The organism is Rahnella variigena (assembly GCF_003610915.1).
In the GTDB taxonomy this organism is placed as follows: Bacteria; Pseudomonadota; Gammaproteobacteria; order Enterobacterales; family Enterobacteriaceae; genus Rahnella; species Rahnella variigena.
Map to the genome: position 1 here is coordinate 686,450 of NZ_NSDJ01000001.1, position 19,907 is coordinate 706,356.

Annotated in this window: 19 protein-coding genes; 10 read left to right on the plus strand and 9 right to left on the minus strand. The window is 51.3% G+C overall.

The window, feature by feature from the left end:
- The first annotated feature begins 10 nt into the window (after window positions 1–10).
- The 4 genes from CKQ54_RS03180 (at window position 11) to ghrB (ending at window position 4,380) form a co-directional block, all read left to right on the plus strand.
- Window positions 11–1,045, plus strand: a complete 1,035-nt coding sequence (locus CKQ54_RS03180; protein WP_120163128.1) for a LacI family DNA-binding transcriptional regulator — start codon at window positions 11–13, stop codon at window positions 1,043–1,045.
- Between the two features lie 213 nt (window positions 1,046–1,258).
- The gene (locus CKQ54_RS03185; RefSeq protein ID WP_120163127.1) at window positions 1,259–2,023 is read left to right on the plus strand and encodes a sugar phosphate isomerase/epimerase family protein; all 765 of its coding nucleotides are present in this window, start codon (window positions 1,259–1,261) and stop codon (window positions 2,021–2,023) included.
- A 57-nt stretch (window positions 2,024–2,080) separates the two neighbouring features.
- Window positions 2,081–3,361 carry an MFS transporter gene (locus CKQ54_RS03190; RefSeq protein WP_120163126.1) on the plus strand — a complete coding sequence of 427 codons (1,281 nt, stop codon included), beginning with the start codon at window positions 2,081–2,083 and terminating at the stop codon, window positions 3,359–3,361.
- A gap of 38 nt (window positions 3,362–3,399) precedes the next feature.
- Entirely contained in the window at window positions 3,400–4,380 is a 981-nt protein-coding gene (gene ghrB, locus CKQ54_RS03195) for a glyoxylate/hydroxypyruvate reductase GhrB (protein ID WP_120163125.1), read from the plus strand.
- 68 nt (window positions 4,381–4,448) lie between these two features.
- Here ghrB and CKQ54_RS03200 read toward each other — a convergent pair whose 3' ends face one another.
- A complete protein-coding gene (locus tag CKQ54_RS03200; protein ID WP_120163124.1) occupies window positions 4,449–5,660 on the minus strand; it encodes a hypothetical protein in 1,212 nt (403 codons plus the stop codon).
- 251 nt (window positions 5,661–5,911) lie between these two features.
- On the opposite strand from CKQ54_RS03200, the gene CKQ54_RS03205 reads away from it, so the two are divergent.
- Entirely contained in the window at window positions 5,912–7,162 is a 1,251-nt protein-coding gene (locus CKQ54_RS03205; protein WP_120163123.1) for a valine--pyruvate transaminase, read from the plus strand.
- A gap of 215 nt (window positions 7,163–7,377) precedes the next feature.
- Window positions 7,378–8,166 (plus strand): YopT-type cysteine protease domain-containing protein, encoded by a 789-nt coding sequence (locus tag CKQ54_RS03210; RefSeq protein ID WP_120163122.1) that lies wholly within the window; start codon window positions 7,378–7,380, stop codon window positions 8,164–8,166.
- Window positions 8,167–8,240: 74 nt separating this feature from the next.
- Here the strand turns inward: CKQ54_RS03210 and ibpB are convergent, their stop codons facing one another.
- Together ibpB and ibpA are read right to left on the minus strand one after the other, a co-directional pair.
- Entirely contained in the window at window positions 8,241–8,675 is a 435-nt protein-coding gene (gene ibpB / locus CKQ54_RS03215) for a small heat shock chaperone IbpB (RefSeq protein WP_112287227.1), read from the minus strand.
- A 156-nt stretch (window positions 8,676–8,831) separates the two neighbouring features.
- Window positions 8,832–9,242: a small heat shock chaperone IbpA gene (ibpA, locus tag CKQ54_RS03220; protein ID WP_112287226.1), complete on the minus strand. Its 411-nt coding sequence runs from the start codon at window positions 9,240–9,242 to the stop codon at window positions 8,832–8,834.
- Window positions 9,243–9,623: 381 nt separating this feature from the next.
- On the opposite strand from ibpA, the gene CKQ54_RS03225 reads away from it, so the two are divergent.
- Complete coding sequence (locus tag CKQ54_RS03225) at window positions 9,624–10,001, plus strand: YceK/YidQ family lipoprotein (protein WP_120163173.1); 378 nt, start codon at window positions 9,624–9,626, stop codon at window positions 9,999–10,001.
- A 61-nt stretch (window positions 10,002–10,062) separates the two neighbouring features.
- On the opposite strand, the gene CKQ54_RS03230 is transcribed toward CKQ54_RS03225, so the two are convergent.
- From CKQ54_RS03230 to dnaA, 6 genes are all read right to left on the minus strand, one after another.
- Window positions 10,063–11,325: a YidR family protein gene (locus tag CKQ54_RS03230; protein ID WP_120163121.1), complete on the minus strand. Its 1,263-nt coding sequence runs from the start codon at window positions 11,323–11,325 to the stop codon at window positions 10,063–10,065.
- Window positions 11,326–11,350: 25 nt separating this feature from the next.
- Window positions 11,351–12,166, minus strand: coding sequence for a sugar-phosphatase (gene yidA / locus CKQ54_RS03235; protein WP_120163120.1), 816 nt, complete (start codon window positions 12,164–12,166; stop codon window positions 11,351–11,353).
- Window positions 12,167–12,320: 154 nt separating this feature from the next.
- A complete protein-coding gene (gyrB, locus tag CKQ54_RS03240; protein ID WP_112287223.1) occupies window positions 12,321–14,735 on the minus strand; it encodes a DNA topoisomerase (ATP-hydrolyzing) subunit B in 2,415 nt (804 codons plus the stop codon).
- Window positions 14,736–14,754: 19 nt separating this feature from the next.
- Window positions 14,755–15,843, minus strand: a complete 1,089-nt coding sequence (recF, locus tag CKQ54_RS03245; RefSeq protein WP_113876820.1) for a DNA replication/repair protein RecF — start codon at window positions 15,841–15,843, stop codon at window positions 14,755–14,757.
- A gap of 131 nt (window positions 15,844–15,974) precedes the next feature.
- Complete coding sequence (dnaN, locus tag CKQ54_RS03250) at window positions 15,975–17,075, minus strand: DNA polymerase III subunit beta (RefSeq protein WP_013573353.1); 1,101 nt, start codon at window positions 17,073–17,075, stop codon at window positions 15,975–15,977.
- Window positions 17,076–17,079: 4 nt separating this feature from the next.
- Window positions 17,080–18,471 (minus strand): chromosomal replication initiator protein DnaA, encoded by a 1,392-nt coding sequence (gene dnaA / locus CKQ54_RS03255; protein WP_112287221.1) that lies wholly within the window; start codon window positions 18,469–18,471, stop codon window positions 17,080–17,082.
- A 695-nt stretch (window positions 18,472–19,166) separates the two neighbouring features.
- On the opposite strand from dnaA, the gene rpmH reads away from it, so the two are divergent.
- From rpmH to yidD, 3 genes are read left to right on the plus strand one after another with little or no spacing between them, the layout of a single operon-like run.
- On the plus strand, window positions 19,167–19,307 hold the full coding sequence (rpmH, locus tag CKQ54_RS03265; RefSeq protein ID WP_009637487.1) for a 50S ribosomal protein L34: 141 nt from the start codon (window positions 19,167–19,169) through the stop codon (window positions 19,305–19,307).
- Window positions 19,308–19,325: 18 nt separating this feature from the next.
- Window positions 19,326–19,685 (plus strand): ribonuclease P protein component, encoded by a 360-nt coding sequence (rnpA, locus tag CKQ54_RS03270; RefSeq protein ID WP_071823635.1) that lies wholly within the window; start codon window positions 19,326–19,328, stop codon window positions 19,683–19,685.
- The gene (gene yidD, locus CKQ54_RS03275; protein WP_112287219.1) at window positions 19,649–19,906 is read left to right on the plus strand and encodes a membrane protein insertion efficiency factor YidD; all 258 of its coding nucleotides are present in this window, start codon (window positions 19,649–19,651) and stop codon (window positions 19,904–19,906) included. The genes rnpA and yidD overlap by 37 nt, the downstream gene beginning before the upstream one ends.
- Window position 19,907 lies beyond the last annotated feature (1 nt).

A 19,907-nucleotide genomic window follows, 5' to 3' on the forward strand; every position in this document is an offset into this window, starting at 1 on the left:
GAGAAAGGCTGTGAGTAAAAAACAGGAACCGGGCGCGGCGGTTCGGGCCACGATACGTGACGTCGCCAGCGCCGCTAAAACGGGTAAAACCAGCGTTTCACGTTATCTCAACGGTGAACAACACCTGCTGTCCGATTCGCTGAAAGAGCGCATCGGGCGGGCCATCTCCCTGCTCGATTATCAGCCGAGCCAGATGGCGCGCAGCCTGAAAAGCGGCCAGACGCGTCTTATCGGGCTGATCCTCGCCGATATTACCAATCCCTATTCTGTCGATGTGATGCGCGGCGTTGAAGCCGCCTGCCGTCAGGAAGGGCTGACGCTGCTGGTGTGTAACACCAACAACGAGCTGGATCAGGAAAAGCATTACCTGCAACTGCTCAGCAGTTATCGCGTGGATGGCATTGTGGTGAACGCCGTGGGTATGCGCGAAGCGGCGATTTCCACGCTGCAACAGGCCAATTTACCGATGGTGCTGATTGACCGCAAAGTCGCGAATTTCGCCTGCGACGTCATCGGCCTGAAAAACGTCGAAGCCACACAGATGATGACCGATCACCTCGTACAACAAGGTTTCGAAGCGCTGCTTTTCGTCAGCGAACCCGCCACCGTCAATACCCGTTTCGACCGCCTGCGCACGTTCCTGCAACGGATGCAGCAATCCCCGCAACTGACGGGCGAACAGGGTGAAATTGAGCTGTATAACACCGAAGGGCTGGACAATTTGCTGCGCGATTTTGTCGCGCGACACGCAGATAAACACAAAGCGGTGATGTGCGTGAATGGCGCACTGACACTACAGGTCGCGCGCGCCATGCAGCGGCTGAATCTCCGCTGGGGGCCGGACATCGGTTTATCCGGTTTCGATGAACTGGTGTGGGCCGATCTGGCGGGCGTCGGCATTACCACCCTCAAACAACCCACTTACGACATGGGCGTGGCGGCGCTCAGACAACTGGTGACCCGCATTCAGGGCAATACTGAGCCGGTTAAAGACCTGGAGTTCTCCGGCGAACTCATTGCGCGCGGTTCTACCGCAGCTCGCTGATCCCTTTTACTTCCCGATTTCCTGCCCGTTCTTCGTGAGCGGGATCATATTTTCGGGCTTTTGTTCTGTCGTCTGGAACCGGTTCCAATTAGGTTGTATAAAACGAAACAAAACGTTAACAACGGCACGACGTCTCATTTGCTTGACTAAAATGAGGTGTCGAAATGATTGCCTGCACCTTATTGGCAGCGCGCCCACACAGGAAAAACGTTCATGAAAAGAGAAATCGTCATTGTCACCGCCGCCTACGGCAACAGCGTAGTGAAAGACCTCGGTGGTCAGGCTGAACTGCTTTCTGTCATTGCCGCGGCAAAAGCCGATGGCGTGGAAATCCGCCGTGAATTGTTCTCCCCGCAGGAGCTGGATACGTTGCCGGCGCTGGCGGAAAAAATTCAGCATCACGGATTGTTTGCGGTTTACTCGGTGCCCTTCCCGCTATTTTTGTCGGGTGGAGAGTTGTCGGGTGGCGAGCTTAATCCTGATGCACCACAATATTTTGAAGAGGCGCGCATTCTCAATGCCCGCACGATTAAGTTTTCACTCGGTGAATTTGAACCGGGTCAGGATCTGACACCGCTGAAAGTGGTGCTGGCATCCAGCCCGGTGAAGCTGGTAGTGGAGAACGATCAGACCCCGGAATGCGGAATTCTGTCGCGCATCAATGCCTTCATGTTTGCCGCGGAATCCCTGCATTTGCCATTGAGTATGACTTTCGACATGGCCAACTGGCTGTGGGTCGGACAGGATCCGGCGATTGCCGCTGAGCGTCTGGCACGTCATGTCGGTTATGTGCATGTGAAAGCAGCGGAAAAACGTGCTGGTAAATGGCACGCCGTGGCGCTCGATAACAGCGATGGCAGCTGGGAACCCTTATTGAAAATGTTGCCTCAGGATGTTCCGCGCGGCATCGAATTCCCGCTTGAAGGGGATGATTTGACCGCCGTAACGCGCCATTACGTGGACGTTTTACGCGGCTGATTTCGCGGCACCCTCACCGGTGCGGGGAAGGCTGAGGCATTATCAGGAGATACCGTTATGAACAAGTCCAGACTGGCCTCGCGCCGCTGGTGGTACATCATGCCAATCGTGTTCATCACTTACAGTCTGGCGTACGTCGATCGCTCAAACTTCAGTTTCGCGTCGGCGGCCGGTATCAATGATGATCTTCACATCACCAAAGGCATGTCCTCCCTGCTCGGTGCCCTGTTTTTCCTAGGCTACTTTTTCTTCCAGATCCCCGGCACGATTTATGCCGAACGGCGCAGCGTTAAGAAACTGATTTTCTGGTGTTTATTGCTGTGGGGCGGTTTTGCTTCGCTGACCGGCGTGGTGACGAATATCCCGATGCTGGCGGTGATCCGCTTTGCCCTCGGCGTGGTGGAAGCCGCCGTGATGCCCGCCATGCTGGTCTACATCAGCAACTGGTTTACGAAATCCGAACGCTCGCGCGCCAATACGTTTTTGATTTTGGGTAATCCGGTCACGGTGCTGTGGATGTCGGTGCTTTCCGGCTATCTGATCAAATCGTTTGGCTGGCGGGAGATGTTTATCTTTGAAGGCATTCCGGCGGTGATCTGGGCGATTATCTGGTGGTTCAGCGTCAAAGATAAGCCCGAAGAAGTCAGCTGGCTGAGTGAGCAGGAGAAAAAAGCCCTGGCCGAACAGCTAGAAGAAGAACAGAAAGATATTCAGGCAGTCGGCGGTTACCGCGAAGCCTTCCGCTCGCGAAATGTGATTTTCCTCTGTCTGCAATATTTCTTCTGGAGCATCGGCGTGTATGGCTTTGTGCTCTGGCTGCCGTCGATTTTGCGTGATGGTAAGTCGATGGGCATGGTCGAAGCGGGCTGGCTCTCTTCCGCTCCTTATCTGGCGGCAACCATCGCGATGATTCTGGTGTCATGGGCATCAGATAAAATGCAAAACCGTAAGCTGTTTGTCTGGCCGCTGTTGCTGGTCGGCGCCCTGGCGTTCTTTGGATCCTGGGCCGTTGGCACAAACAATTTCTGGCTTTCGTACAGTTTACTGGTAGTCGCCGCTGCCGCAATGTATGCCCCGTATGGTCCGTTCTTTGCCATCATTCCTGAAATGCTGCCGAAGAATGTGTCCGGCGGTGCCATGGCCTTAATCAACAGCCTCGGTGCGCTGGGCTCGTTCTTTGGCTCCTGGTTTGTCGGCTATCTGAACGGCAGCACCGGTAGCCCGGCCGCCTCATTTATTTTTATGGCCGTCTCGCTGCTGCTTTCTGCGGGATTAACCCTGGTCGTCAGGCCACGAAAGGCCGCAATGAAACCGAAAGGGAAAGTTTCCTTAACCTGAAAATCTGAAAATACTCATTTAAAGAGTTGGAGTTTGTAATGAATAAGCCGTCAATTGTTCTGTACAAAAAACTGCCTGCCGATTTGCATCAACGTCTTGAAGAGCATTTTGCTATTACCGAATTCGATGGCATCACTGACAAAAACCGTGCCGAGGTTTTTGATGCTCTGCAAAACGCAGAAGGGCTGCTGGGTTCTGGCGGAAAAATCGATAAAGAGTTGTTCGACCATGCGCCACGCCTGCGCGGGGTTTCTACCATTTCCGTCGGCTACGATAACTTTGACGTGGCAGAACTGACCCGTCGCGAAATTCCGATGATGCACACACCGACGGCGCTGACCGATACCGTCGCTGATACCGTGATGGCGCTGGTGTTATCGACTGCACGCCGCGTGGTGAATGTGGCCGAGCGTGTGAAAGCCGGTGAGTGGAACGAAAACATTGGCGAAGACTGGTTCGGCATCGATGTTCACCACAAAACCATGGGTATCGTCGGCATGGGCCGTATCGGTCTGGCGCTGGCGCAACGTGCGCATTTCGGTTTCGATATGCCGATTTTGTATAACGCACGCAGCCAGCATAAAGAAGCGGAAGAGAAGTTTGGCGCACGTAAATGCGAGCTGGACGAGTTGCTGAAAAAGTCTGATTTCGTCTGTATCTTGCTGCCAATGACCGAACAAACCTTCCATCTGATCGGTAAGGAAGAACTGGCGAAAATGAAATCCAGCGCGATTCTGGTCAGCGCAGGTCGCGGGCCGGTCATTGATGAACCGGCCCTGATTGAAGCACTGAAAGCCGGTACGATTTATGGTGCGGGTATGGACGTGTTCGAGACTGAGCCGCTGCCAAAAGATTCTCCGCTGCTGAGCCTGCCAAACGTGGTGGCGCTGCCGCATATAGGTTCCGCGACCCACGAGACCCGCTACGATATGGCGGCCTGCGCGGTGGATAACCTGATTGCTGCACTCAAGGGTGACGTGAAACAGTTCTGCGTGAATCCGGAAGTTCTGAAGAAGTAAGATAAAAAAGGGGCAAGACCGGTCGGGGCGCAATCCTGCGGCCGGTCTCCCGATTATTCTTCGAAGGGTCAGAGGTACCTCATTAATATCTCTCTGATTTTCCCGTCGGCTTTTCTTGCATATATTTCCTTGTTAAACGCATGAAGACTGCTTTTCATTGCCAGCGTCGGGGCATCGTCGGGTGCCAGAAGCTTAAAGGAAAGGCTGCCATTAAAGGCTTTTCTTCCGGCGACCATCGACTTAAATTTGTTGAGCAGCTCTTCGCCCCCCAGTTCACGGGCACGGGCATTCAATCCTTTAATAAGAGGATCTTTCCAGGTTTGCTTGTCGTAATAAGGTAAACGCTTTTTCAGTGACAAATAGTCGGAAAGGCTTTGATCGCCCGACATCATGCCGGTCTTGCTGATACTGGTCAGATTTTTAAACGTCGTGCCGGGAATGGTTTGGGTAATAACAATATGTACTTTTTTCTTCCCCGTACCGCGGGAAAAGCCGTGGCACTGGAATATATTTACGTCATTCATGGTTGAATAATGACATTCAGAAAACAAATCATTATAAATTGACCCTGACAAGGACTCTTTGAGGTTTTTCAGTAATCGTTCAATGCTTCCTTTTTCTCTACACACCAGAACATAAGCTGAATTATTCAGTAAACCACTGTCTTCTATCAATGAATTAACAATAAAAATCTGAGCGCAGGTTGTCACGGTGTCAGAACTTAAATAAGCAAGATATAAGCTACAGTTTGCCGGCAACGATAAGTTGTAACTGTCCAGTAATTTAATGATTTCCTGTTTCGCTGATTTTTTTACATTGATAACTTCCTGCTCAGGCATGGGCAAATAACCCAGCGATTTCTCAGCGAATCCAAGGCTTTGGACAATGATATTTTCTAAGCACAGACTCAACAGGGCAGCTTTATAATCACGATCAGATGAAGCGGCATCCCGGGTGACGTCCATCTCATCAATCAGAATAACGGTATCGCACGTTATTATGTCCAGCTGATAGAAAAAATCAGCCAGCATTGTCGATAATACATCGGGTGACAGGAGACTGTGGGGCGTTACAATAATCACCGGGTCATCATAATTCAATTTTTTACCCTGATTGAATACTTCCTTCCCCTGGATATTAATATGTCTGGTTTTGGCATTTACCGTAATTAATGCCCCCTCAGCCTGGGTGCTTCGCGCGATGTCTTTTATTTTCTTTCCCAGCGCATGGTCTCCTCCGCCTGCCGTGAAGATATTCAGTATAAGTATGCTTCTTTTCATTTTATCAACCTGATTTATATATTCTTAAGCATAATTATGCCAAGGGAGAAAAAATATCATAAGCCGTTTTTTATTACTCTGTCATTAAGCATAAAGGGATCCGTTCAGGGATATTCGAAAAATACAGTGAATTATTTTCCGTATTCATCTTTTTTAATACTTCTCCGCGTCAAAACCCGCTGGTCCGATTGCACTGTTTTGCTGCAGGCGTTATGGTGGAAGACACATTTTGATAACATACAAAGTTTTCTATGACGTTTTCTGCTTTCGGTGACAAATTTACACGTTTTTCAGGCATTACACGCCTGATGGGCGATATGAATGACGGTCTGCGCACACCCGGCGCCGTGATGCTGGGCGGGGGCAATCCGGCGCAAATTCCTGAGATGCAGGATTATTTCCAGACGCTGCTGTCGGAAATGCTGGCCGCCGGCAAGCTGACGGAAGCGCTGTGCAACTACGACGGTCCGCAGGGCAAAGACGTGTTGCGCCACGCGCTGGCAGAGATGTTACAGAAAGAGCTCGGCTGGCAGCTGGATGCGCAAAACATTGCGCTGACCAATGGCAGCCAGAGTGCCTTCTTCTATTTATTCAACCTGTTCGCCGGACGTCGTGCCGATGGCAGCATGTCCAAAGTGTTGTTCCCGCTGGCACCGGAATACCTGGGCTATGCCGACGCAGGACTGGACGAAAATCTGTTTGTTTCAGCCAAGCCAAACATCGAATTACTGCCGGAAGGCCAGTTCAAGTATCACGTCGATTTCGATCATCTGAATATTACTGATGACATCGGCCTGATCTGCGTTTCCCGTCCGACCAACCCGACCGGCAACGTGATTACCGACGAAGAGCTGATCCGCCTTGATGCACTGGCACAGCAGAAAGATATTCCGTTACTCATTGATAATGCCTATGGCGTGCCGTTCCCCGGCATTGTGTTCACTGACGCGACGCCGTTGTGGAACCCGAATATTATTCTGTGCATGAGTCTGTCGAAACTCGGCCTGCCGGGCTCACGCTGCGGCATCGTGATTGCCGATGAGAAAATCATCAAAGCGATCAGTAATATGAACGGCATTATCAGCCTGTCTCCGGGCAGCGTCGGACCAGCGATTGCCCATGAGATGATTGCGCGTGGCGATTTACTGCGCCTTTCAAACGAGGTCATCAAACCATTCTATTTCCAGCGCGTGCAGGAAACTATCGCCACGCTGCGCCGTTATCTGCCGGAAGAACGTTGTCTGATCCACAAACCGGAAGGTGCGATTTTCCTGTGGCTGTGGTTCAAAGATTTGCCGATCACCACCGAAGTGCTGTATCAGCGCCTTAAACAGCGCGGTGTTCTGATGGTGCCGGGCGATTATTTCTTCCCGGGGCTGGAACATCCGTGGCCGCACACGCATCAATGTATGCGCATGAATTACGTGCCTGACGCAGAGCAGATCGAGCGCGGTGTGAAGATTCTGGCGGAAGAAGTGGAAAAAGCGCACGCGGAAGGTTGAGAGTCGATTATTTAAGGCCAGGGTAACAGCTTAATTACCCTGGCCTTTTTGTTTTCAGAAAGCATCTTTTATTTAAAAACAAATCCTGAATATCTCCGTAATTAAACACATACTTAATTCATCATTAAGCACTTCGCTTATGAAAAAACCTTAGTATGAAACCCTACTTTTTCGTAAGACAATCATTCATAAATTAACTCTTAGAAAAATCGCCCATGCCTATAGAAAATAAATTAGCGCTACTTGCCTCTCAAACTCAGGGTCAATACTCTACTTTTGATCAAAATGCTTATATGCGGAAAAATCACTGGGTAGGCGACAATCCACGAAACCTGAAAGGGGCCTGGATTGGCAGTTTCCGACTTCCGGGGATAAATAAAAACTTATATGGTTTACAAGGGGTGTGCCTGGGCCTGTCTGCGGCCTATCTGGTGAAAGGACATGACTGGAGCACATTCAAACAATATCTTGATTCCGCTGAGTGCCACCGGCTCACACTCGGCATCATGAATTATCAGGAACAAATGGGTGAAGTCAGTCGGGCGAGGAAAATTGCCGCTGAACAGGCAAACTCTCAGGCAATGGCACAAAAAGGCACATCAGCAGTCAGCAATTCAAAAAAGATAACTGCCCCCAAACAAATAGAATACGTCAGTACTGCAGATGCGATTAAGTTATTGATAAAGGTTCAGGGGAATATTAACTTTATCAGCAAAATTGAACTATCACCGATTGAAGACATTGAGGAAAGAATAGAAACCTTAATGAAACATATTGATTCAAACTTTGGCTACCAGTTAAGCATCAGAGGCGGGGGAAGCGGACATTCAGTAAGTCTTACAACCGGAAAAAAAAGGATAAAACTTTTTGATCCTAATTTCGGTGAAATATCCTACCCTGACACAGAAGCAGGACGAAAGTATTTCAAGTCTGCTCTTTATTTTTTATTTTACGAAGCTTATAAAAAGTTTAACATAATAATTATCTCTCGTTTTACTTACTGATTTACATAATATACTCCTCATCCCGCCCTGTTTTATGTTCCCCCCTTACAGGGGGAACATAAACAGATCACTTCTTAAGCCGACGTGTTTTCCAGCGCAGGTTTTTCTGTACCAATCGCAATTTTCTGCGGCTGCAACGCTTCCGGAACATCACGCACCAGACTGATATGCAGCAGGCCATTGGTAAATTCAGCTGCCGATACGTGCATATGCTCTGCCAGAGTAAAGCTCAGGGTGAAAGGCTTGATCACTAACCCCTGATGCAGATATTCCACTTTAGTTTCCGGCTGAGCAGGTGTACCGCTGACGGTTAAACGTGGCCCTTCGACCTCAATATTCAGCTCGCTCTGCTGGAAACCGGCCAGCGCCAGTGAAATGCGATAATGATTGTCGTCAGACTTTTCAATATTGTAAGGAGGAAAAGCCTGATCCGCGCCCTGCATTGAACTGGCTAATTTATCGAAACCAATCCACTGACGCAGTAATGGGGAAATATCGTAATTACGCATGGTATAACTCCTTCTTTGAAGCGAGATTTAACATTCCGTCATCCTGTCTGGATGTGACGGTGCAGCTCCCTGACGGCGAGCCTAAACTTTTTCATTTTTTGGCGGTCAATAACGATGGCCGCCAGTGACTTAGTGCCGGCACTTATTGCCGACAAATCAGCGGATTTCGATACGCCGCGGTTTGGACGTTTCAGGAACGATGCGTTCCAGATCGATATACAGCAAACCGTTCGACAGATTGGCGGCTTTTATTTGAATATGTTCCGCCAGCTGGAATTTGCGTTCGAAATTACGTTCAGCGATGCCCTGATATAAATAAGTGCGGTCGGTTTCAGTCGGTGCATGTGCGCCTTTCACCACCAGCATGTTGTCATGGGCCGTGATGTCCAGCTCTGACTCGGCAAAACCCGCGACCGCGATAGCAATCCGGTAATGGTTTTCGTCAACCAGCTCGACATTATATGGGGGATAGCCGCCGCCCTGATTCTGACCCGATTCGATAAGATTAAATAAACGGTCAAAACCAATGGCAGAACGATATAACGGGGATAAATCAAAATTACGCATGCCCACTTCTCCTGATATTCAGCGAGTATTTTTAAATAGCCTTCCATTCGGACAGGCCAGCGTCGCAGTGATGACAGGAGAACCCTTCCGGCGTTCCTCCTCCTGCGTCGTACAGTAAAAATGGAGACGAAAGGGATTTTTTCAAGCCGGTAAAAACAAAAAAATTTGGCTGTTGTTTATATGCTGACAGCCAAAATACATGACAGGTCAGAGCGAAAAGCCAGGGAGAGCAGGCAGATTCCTGCAAGATTTCAAATAGTAATTACACTTAGTGGGATCGCAGCCACAGAGCTACAGCTTGCTTTGTTAATTTTTTGTGCTGAGTGGTATAAGTCACTTTGACTTAAAAGCTCAGCCTGACAGCATAAGATGAGTTCTAACATGATTAAATTTGCACTGACGCCGCTGATGACAGGATGTGTTTTTTTAGCGACGAGCGGTTGTTCCAGCGTGATGAGCCATACCGGGGGAGACACCGGATATTATTCAGGTGCACGTGCTGATGTGAACATGATGAAAAGCGATGATACCAGCTGGGCGATGACGCCTCTGCTGCTCATTGATTTACCCTTCAGCGCCCTGCTGGATACGGTATTACTGCCTTATGATTATTACCGCAGCGGAAAAGTGACGACGCGCGATCGCGTCAGAGCGAGTGAAGAACACAATATTGCGCTGAGCAATGGCGTGGATATTGACCACGTTCCGCCAATGACCACCACCGATCGCGGACACAAGTCTTCAACGCATAAAAAATAAGCGTAAAAAACCGGCCAACATGATGAGATCCTTTCGAAACCTGGCCGGTTTACTCAATGCGCTACTGAGCGTCGGTCACAAAAATCTGAGCGAATTCTCCGCACTGACGCATAAACGCCACTTTGCCGCCATCCGGTGAATACACTACCGCATCGGCGCAAGGCGCAATCTCTGTTCTCTGCGTCAAACGCTGCATTACTCCGCTTTTAACATCAAGACGCATCACGCTGTTATCGCAGACCAGCGCCAGCGATTTTCCGTCCGGGCTCCAGCTGAATGCCGACTGAATGCCGTTGTCAGAATGACTGATCTGCACAGGTTCACCGCCGTTGGGTGACACCGTCCAGACCTGAACCACATCGTTTATATCCTTCATCAGAAACGCAATCTGTGCGCCATCCGCTGACGTGCGCAGCCAGTGACGCGGTTGCAGGGCAATGCCCATTTCAGTGAACGTGATCCGTCTTTGCTTCACGCCCGCCGGTGGCGCAGGCAATGTTTCCGGCGTGCCTTGCAAAGGTTTATCACCCGCCTGACGGTAATCCGCATCGTTCTCAGGTAAATCCACCACGAAGATTTCCGGATGCTTTTTGCCATCAGCAGAAAGGGTATCGCCGATAAAGGCCAGCGCCCAACGCTGCCGGGAACCGTCGGCTTTTACATAGCCTTCCTGCCCGATCCAGCCTTCTTCATAAGCACGGTTGATATCATTGCTGGCGGGCTGAGGAGCAGGCGTTGTTTCGCTGACCAGTACGCTGTAATGGCTGCCATCGTATTCACGAGGGTGATATTTTGGCGGCGTAACGGCATAGCCGGAAAGGGCAATACCGACATTGCGCAGGTCGAGAGCCGGATCCAGTTCATGTAAAACATGGTCGTTATAGGTAAAACTCAGACGCGAACCGTCCGGACTGAAAACGTGGACGTGCGTGCCGCCGCGCAGGGCTCCGGCGGTATAAGGCGCGGTAATATCCATCGCATCCAGCGTGACCGCCTTTTCACAGAAGGGCTCAGACACGATAACGCCGCGACGATGGTGAAAATCGTACTGCCAGCTGGCATCCGGATTTTCCGGGCCATGAATAAACGCATAACGGGCGGGAAGGTCGGGGCTGACCGTTACCACTCCCACATGTGCGCCATCTTGCGCCTGATAAACCACTTCCGCCTCACCGGTTTCGACATTCACCCGCTCAATGGTTGAGCCGGTGAAAGAACCGCCATGCGGACGCACGTCGTACACCAGCCACTGGCTGTCCGGCGTCCAGACATTAATGTTAGTCAGCTGATGCCCGCGGGCATCAGAGGTTAATTGTTTTTCCATGGCTGCGAGGTTCCTTTCTGCCAACTCAGTCGTTCAGAACAAACTTCTCGACCGCAAACGCCACGCCGTCTTCGGTGTTAGTTTTGGTGACGAACTGGCTGACGGCTTTCACGCTGTCCAGCGCATTGCCCATTGCGACACCAATTCCGGCGTATTCCAGCATAGCGATGTCGTTTTCCTGGTCGCCCAGCGTCATTACGCTCTCGCGCGCGATACCCAGTTTTTCCGCCAGCACTTTCACGCCTTCGCCTTTATTGACGCGTTTATCCAGAATTTCGAGGAAGTACGGCGAGCTTTTCATGATGGTATAGCGTTCTTTGGCTTCGGCCGGAAGCTGACTGATGGCGCGATCCAGCAGTTCAGGATCATCAATCATCATCACTTTCGGGAAGGTCAGCGCCGGATCCATTTCGTCTGCCGGACAGAACTGCAACGGAATGCCGGTGGTGAAAGATTCATGCACGCTGTATTTGCTGATAAAGCGGTTGGCGGTAAACAGGTCAGTTTTGGTGAGTGCATGGAAATGCACACCCAGCTCGCGCGCCAGTTGTTCAAAGTAGTGATAATCTTCAATCCTGAGGGCTACTTCGGCAATCACGCTGCCATCTTTGGCATTATGTACCAGCGCACCGTTATTGGTGATGCAGTAACAACCGTCCTGCTGCAAATCCAGTTCCATCAGGTAACGCTGCACGCCGACGAACGGACGCCCGGTCGCCAGAACGATTTGCACACCTTTCGCCCGTGCTTCTGACAACGCTTTTTTAACGGCAGGCGTCACTTCATGCTGCGGATTGAGCAACGTCCCGTCCATATCAATTGCAATTAATTCAATAGCCATAGCATCCTCAGAGTTTAAGAAATCTTCCTCAATGCTATCGCGATTACCGGCTGTAAAGCCAGCCGGAAAGCGGGTTCGCACAGACGAAAAAAAGTCCGAAGCGGTTTCCCGTTCGGACTCTGTATCGGCTCATACCGTTATCAGATATCGATTATCAGATATCGATGTTGGCGGCTTTCAGCGCGTTCTCTTCGATGAAGGCGCGGCGCGGTTCAACCGCATCGCCCATCAGCGTGGTAAACAACTGGTCAGCGGCAATGGCATCTTTCACGGTCACACGTAACATGCGACGTTGCTCAGGATCCATGGTGGTTTCCCACAGCTGATCAGGGTTCATTTCGCCCAGACCTTTATATCGCTGAATCGACAGACCACGACGGGACTCTTTCACCAGCCATTCCAGCGCCTGTTCGAAGCTGGTCACTGGCTGACGGCGTTCGCCACGTTCGATGTAAGCATCTTCTTCGATCAGGCCGCGCAGCTGTTCGCCCAGCGCACAGATTTTGCGGTATTCGCCGCCCTGAATGAAGTCTGCATCCAGATCGTAATCCGTATCGACACCGTGCGTACGGATACGCAGAACCGGTTCGAACAGCTGATGTTCGCGGTTTTCACGCACGATCGCGCTGTAAGAACTGCCGTGCTGCTCTTTCTCGTTGAGACGCGCCACCAGCGATTCCATCCAGGCCTGAACTTTCGCCTGATCGGTCAGATCCGCACCCGGCAGGGTTGGCTGATAGATCAGGTTGTTCAGCAGCGCACGCGGATAACGACGTTCCATACGGCCAATCATTTTCTGCACGCTGTGATGTTCAGCCACCAGTTTCTCCAGCGGTTCACCCGCCAGGGCCGGTGCATGGGCGTTGGCGTGTAACGTTGCCCCGTCCATGGCGATGGAAATCTGATACTGATCCATCGCTTCGTCATCTTTAATATACTGTTCCTGCTTACCTTTTTTCACTTTGTACAACGGCGGCTGTGCGATAAACACGTGGCCACGTTCTACAATTTCAGGCATCTGACGGTAGAAGAAGGTCAGCAGCAGGGTACGGATGTGTGAACCATCGACGTCGGCATCGGTCATGATGATGATGCTGTGATAGCGCAATTTGTCCGGGTTGTATTCGTCACGGCCAATGCCGCAACCGAGTGCGGTAATCAGCGTTGCCACTTCCTGAGAAGAGAGCATTTTGTCGAAGCGCGCTTTCTCGACGTTGAGGATTTTACCTTTCAACGGCAGAATCGCCTGGTTCTTACGGTTACGGCCTTGTTTTGCAGAGCCGCCCGCTGAGTCCCCTTCCACTAAGTACAGTTCGGAATGCGCCGGGTCACGTTCCTGACAGTCCGCCAGTTTGCCTGGCAAGCCAGCCAGATCCAACGCGCCTTTACGACGGGTCATTTCACGCGCTTTACGCGCCGCTTCACGGGCACGCGCCGCGTCGATGATTTTACCGACAACGATTTTGGCGTCTGACGGGTTTTCCATCAGGTAATCCACCAGCTTCTCGTTCATCAGCGTTTCAACGGCCGTTTTCACTTCGGAAGAAACCAGTTTGTCTTTGGTCTGAGAAGAGAACTTAGGATCCGGAACCTTCACCGACACCACAGCAATCAGGCCTTCACGGGCATCGTCACCGGTGGCGCTGATTTTAGATTTCTTGCTGTAGCCTTCTTTATCCATGTACGCGTTCAGGGTACGGGTCATCGCCGAACGGAAACCGGCTAAGTGAGTCCCGCCATCGCGCTGTGGAATGTTGTTGGTGAAGCAGTAAATATTTTCCTGGAAACCATCGTTCCACTGCAACGCCACTTCAACGCCAATGTCATCTTTTACCGTGGAGAAATAGAACACGGTCGGATGGATTGGGGTTTTGTTTTTGTTCAGATATTCCACGAAAGCTTTGATACCGCCTTCATAATGGAAGTGATCATTTTTACCATCACGTTTATCCAGCAGGCGGATAGCCACGCCGGAGTTCAGGAATGACAGTTCGCGCAGGCGTTTCGCCAGAATGTCATACTCGAATTCAGTGTGATTGGTGAAGGTGTTGAAGCTTGGCCAGAAACGTACCGTGGTACCGGTCACGTCAGTATCGCCAATCACTTTCAGCGGATCCTGAGGCTCACCGTGCACGTAAGTCTGAGTATGGACTTTGCCTTCGCGGCGGATAACCAGTTCCAGTTTTTCCGACAGGGCGTTAACGACGGAAACACCCACGCCATGCAGACCACCGGAAACTTTATACGAGTTATCGTCAAATTTACCGCCGGCATGAAGAACGGTCATGATGACCTGAGCAGCAGAAACGCCCTCTTCTTCATGAATACCGGTCGGAATACCACGACCATCATCCTGTACGGAAACAGAGTTATCCGCATGGATCGTGACCTGAATCTCTTTACAGTGGCCCGCGAGGGCTTCGTCGATAGCGTTGTCCACAACCTCGAATACCATGTGGTGCAGACCAGTGCCGTCATCGGTATCGCCGATATACATGCCGGGGCGCTTACGCACCGCGTCCAGCCCTTTTAATACCTTGATACTTGAGGAGTCATAAGAATTCGACATCAACGTTTCTCGCTCATTTTTAGTCCTGTGATAGAACGGCTATTTTACCTTGTTCCACGCGGAACATCTTGCCCTTTTCACCCATCATGTCGGTCACTTGCTCAGCGCTTATCGCACTGACAAAAACCTGTGCCTGGGTGGCTTTCAGGCGATCGGCCAGCAACCGACGTCGGTCGGCGTCCAGCTCAGAGGCAAAATCGTCAAGAAGATACAGGCAACGCCGCCCGCTCTGTCGGGTGAGAAACTCACCCTGCGCCAGTCTCAGCGCACACATCAGTAGCTTCAGCTGTCCACGGGACAGTAAATCTTCCACCGGCGTGCCGTCGGCACGAATGCGGAAATCCGCTTTATGCGGGCCTGATGCGGTGTAAGTTAAGGCTCTGTCGCGCTCAAAATTACGCTCCAGCAACTCGCCGTACTCAGTCTCCTTGTCCCATCCACGCTGGAAAGAAAAACTGAGGGCGAATTCAGGCAGGAATTGTGCGCAGGTCGCGCTGATATCAGCCGCGATCGCGTCGCTGTACGCTGCCCGCCATTCGCTAATGCGCTCGGCTAACGGGATCAGTTCCTGATCCCAGGCACGAATTTGCGCATAACGACTCACCTGTCGCAGCGCGGCGTTGCGCTGCTTGAGTAACCGTCGCAGGTTGCTCCAGGCGATAAAAAAACCGGGGTCGTGATGAAAACAACCCCAGTCAATAAATGCCCGCCGGTACTTCGGTCCGCCGTTGAGCAGGGTGAAGCCTTCGGGTGTGATCAGTTGCATCGGCAGCATTTGTGCCAGTTCAGACACTTTATGACCGTCAGTGCCATCAATGCGCACTTTGCTGTCGCCCTGACGGCTTTTACTCAGGCCAATCGACAACTCACGATCGCCGCCGTCATCTACACGGGCGTGAAGAACAAACTCCGGCTGATCGTGACGGATAACCCGTCCGGCCTGCAAACTGCGAAAAGCGCGGCCATGCCCCAGCGTATAGACCGCTTCGAGCACGCTGGTTTTACCGCTGCCATTGGGACCGACCAGAAAGTTAAAACCGGGCGACGGATCTAAATCCGCCGCCTCGATGTTGCGGAAATCTTTTATCAGTAAGCGCGTTAAGGCCATCTAAACCAATTCCAGGGCGTCTTCGTCGCGGTCAGTTTGCGTGCGGACAGCGCACAACAAGCGGAGCGTACTCAAGTACGTGAGCATTGCGAGCACTGCCCAATCGCAAAATGACAAGTAAGATAGCCCGATCAGAGCCTCATTGGCATAACGACGTAAGCCGCCGACTGGCTCGCAGCGTCTTCGATCTGCACGCTGGAAACAGAGTCTGTCAGCAGCAGATTAACGTCTTCGCACTTGAGCGCATTCAGCACGTCGAGCACGTAACTGACGTTAAAGCCGATTTCCATTTCGGTGCCTTCGTAGCCGACATCCAGAATTTCTTCTGCTTCTTCTTGTTCCGGGTTATTCGCGGTGATTTTCAGCTGGTTATGGCTGACATACAAACGCACGCCGCGGAATTTTTCATTGGACAGGATCGCTGCACGGGCAAATGCCTGTTTCAGCAAATCGCACCCGGCCTGCAGCGTTTTGTCCGGATTTTTCGGCAACACGCGGCGATAGTCAGGAAAACGACCGTCAACCAGTTTGGACGTAAAGATAAAGTCGCCGACGTGAGCACGGATATTGTTGCTGCCGATTTGCAGCTGCAATGTGGTGTCACCGCCGTCAAGCAGACGCACCAGTTCCATCACGCCTTTACGCGGCACGATGACTGAATGCGACGGCAGAGACTGGCCGATTGGCATCGAACATACGGCCAGACGGTGACCGTCGGTCGCAACAGTACGCAGTTCTTCACCTTCGGTTTCGAACAACATGCCGTTTAAATAATAACGAACGTCCTGATGCGCCATAGAAAACTGCGTGGCTTCGATCAGACGTTTCAACGTGGCCTGCGGCAGGGTGAATTCTACTTCGCTTTGCCAGTCGTCGAGATTAGGGAAATCTGTTGCCGGTAAGGTCGACAGCGAGAAACGGCTGCGGCCTGATTTTACCAGCATGCGGTCGCCATCGAGAGCAACGGAAATTTCCGCGCCTTCGGGCAATCCACGGCAGATATCAAAGAATTTACGCGCCGGTACCGTGGTGGCACCCGCTTCATGTGGCTGAGACAGCGCGACTTTCGCCACCATCTCCATTTCCAAATCCGTCCCGGTCAGCGACAGCGCGCCATCCGTCACCTGTAATAACAGGTTACCCAGAATAGGCAACGTCGGTCGTCCACCCAGCGGGCTACTGACCTGTTGCAGTGGTTTCAGCAAATGCTCACGTTCAACAATAAATTTCATAGCGCTAGGAAGATAATGTTCTGATTAAGTTGGAGAAATCTTCTTTGATGTCGTGACTTTCTTCACGCAACTGCTCGATTTTACGGCAGGCGTGCAACACCGTGGTATGGTCCCGACCACCGAACGCATCGCCGATTTCTGGCAGGCTGTGGTTGGTCAGCTCTTTCGCCAGCGCCATCGCCATCTGGCGTGGGCGGGCTACCGAACGGGAGCGCCGTTTGGAAAGCAGGTCAGCGACCTTGATTTTATAATATTCGGCCACTGTTTTCTGAATATTATCGATAGTGACCAGCTTCTCCTGAAGCGCTAACAAATCGCGCAACGCTTCACGAACGAAGTCGATGGTAATCGCACGGCCGGTAAAGTTGGCATTGGCGATCACGCGGTTCAGTGCGCCTTCAAGCTCACGCACATTAGAACGCAGACGTTTAGCTATAAAGAAGGCAACTTCGCCCGGCAGACGGATATCGTTCTCGTCGGCCTTTTTCATCAGGATCGCCACGCGGGTTTCTAATTCTGGCGGCTCGATCGCCACCGTCAGGCCCCAGCCGAAACGCGATTTCAGACGATCTTCAACACCGTTGATCTCTTTTGGATAACGATCCGAGGTCAGGATGATCTGCTGATTGCCTTCCAGCAGGGCATTAAAGGTGTGGAAGAACTCTTCCTGGGAACGTTCTTTATTAGCAAAGAATTGGATGTCATCGATGAGCAACGCATCGACTGAACGGTAGTAACGTTTGAACTCTTCAATGGCGTTGTTTTGCAGGGCTTTTACCATGTCCTGCACAAAGCGCTCGGAGTGCATGTACACCACTTTTGCATTGGCTTTACGCGCCATGATGCCGTTACCGACCGCATGCAATAAGTGGGTTTTACCCAGACCGGTGCCACCATAAAGGAAGAGCGGGTTGTAGGCGCCGCCCGGATTGTCCGCCACCTGACGCGCCGCCGCGCGGGCCAGCTGGTTAGACTTACCTTCTACGAAGTTATCAAAAGTGTGTTTTGGATTGACGTTCGAGCGGTATGAAAGCTCGGGCTGAACAGGCGAACTGTCCCAGCTCGGACGTGAAGGCGCCAGACGCGGAATAGCAGGTGCAGTCTGAGAACTGACGCTGGCCGCAACGGGTTGACTGACGCGCTGAATCATGGGTTTGCTGCCGACTTCAAAACGCAGCAACGGCGCATCCGCCCCACAGAAATCGTTGAGCAAGCCGTTAATATTGTTTAAGTATTTGTCACGAACCCAATCAAGGACAAAACGATTCGGGGCGTAAAGCGCCAGCGTATTGTCGTTGAGTTCCGCCTGCAGGGGGCGTATCCACATACTGAATTCTGTGGCAGGTAGTTCATCCTGCAAACGGGCAAGACATTGCTGCCAAAGCGAAAGTGACACGGCGGACTCCACTCGAACAAGTATCAAAAAAGAAAAGGATCAGGATATTTTTTAAATCATGATTTTTGGCACACGTCCCGCCTGCCTGTATAAGGGGATGGGGGAAATTTCTCTCACCACCCTGTCAGTGGCGTAAAGTCACGTGCGAACCGCTTTTTACGGTTTGTGTCGAAAGCTACCCAGCCGGGATCGCGATCGGAATGGCGGATCATAACGCAATCCGACACAGAGATCCTCCCCTTCCTGACAGTTTAGATCCTTTTTATCCACAGGCAGCGGTCGGCAAGTGGGTAAGCTTAGCCGATCCTTTTTAAAATAGGCGATGTAATCATCACTGTGGTGAAAAAATAGGAGTCCGCTGAGCTAAATTTCATCACATTGCGAGAAAGATCTCCGCCCTGTGGATAAGGATCAGGCGAGGATCCTTGCGATTTACGGCAGAGTCCGTATAATCTTCAGCCCTACGTGTGAAGCCTGTGTTCCTGATGGTCATAACCAGATGGATATTGCGGTGTGACCACGGGCAATTCTGGTAAACACTTGAACCATTTCTGGCAATGTAAATTGACTCAGGACTGTACAGTTATTACAATCCCGCTTCTTTATATGTTGCGACAAAGGCACCGGTCTTTTTTTCGCCGAAATGTCTTCGCGTTTACTGATCAGTAATAATTTAAGTTTAGGTAGAAATCGCCATGAAACGCACTTTCCAACCGTCCGTATTGAAGCGCAACCGTAGCCACGGCTTCCGTGCTCGTATGGCCACCAAAAATGGTCGTCAGGTTCTGGCTCGCCGTCGTGCGAAAGGCCGTACCCGTCTGTCAGCTTCTAAGTAATAAAAGCTAACCTATTTAGTGGTTAAGCTCGCTTTTCCCAGGGAGTTACGTTTGTTAACTCCCCGTCATTTCACTTTCGTCTTCCAGCAGCCACAACGGGCTGGCACGCCGCAAATCACTATACTCGGCCGCCTGAACGAGCTGGGGCATCCCCGCATCGGTCTCACCGTCGCAAAAAAACACGTCAAACGCGCACATGAACGCAATCGGATTAAACGCCTAACCCGCGAAAGTTTCCGGTTGAATCAGCATACGCTGCCGTCGATGGATTTTGTGGTGGTCGCCAAGAAGGGTGTCGCCGATTTAGATAATCGCGCGCTGACGGAAGCGTTGGAGAAATTATGGCGTCGACATTGCCGACAGGCTCCCGCATCCTGATAAAGCTGATACGTGGTTATCAGTTATTCATCAGTCCGTTGCTCGGGCCACATTGCCGCTTTCGACCAACCTGCTCTCAATACGGTATTGAAGCAATTGGTCGTTTTGGCATGTTAAAAGGCAGTTGGTTGACTTTGAAACGCGTATTAAAATGCCATCCTTTGAACCCAGGTGGTGATGACCCCGTACCGCCGAAAACCGACAATAACAGAGAACTCTAAC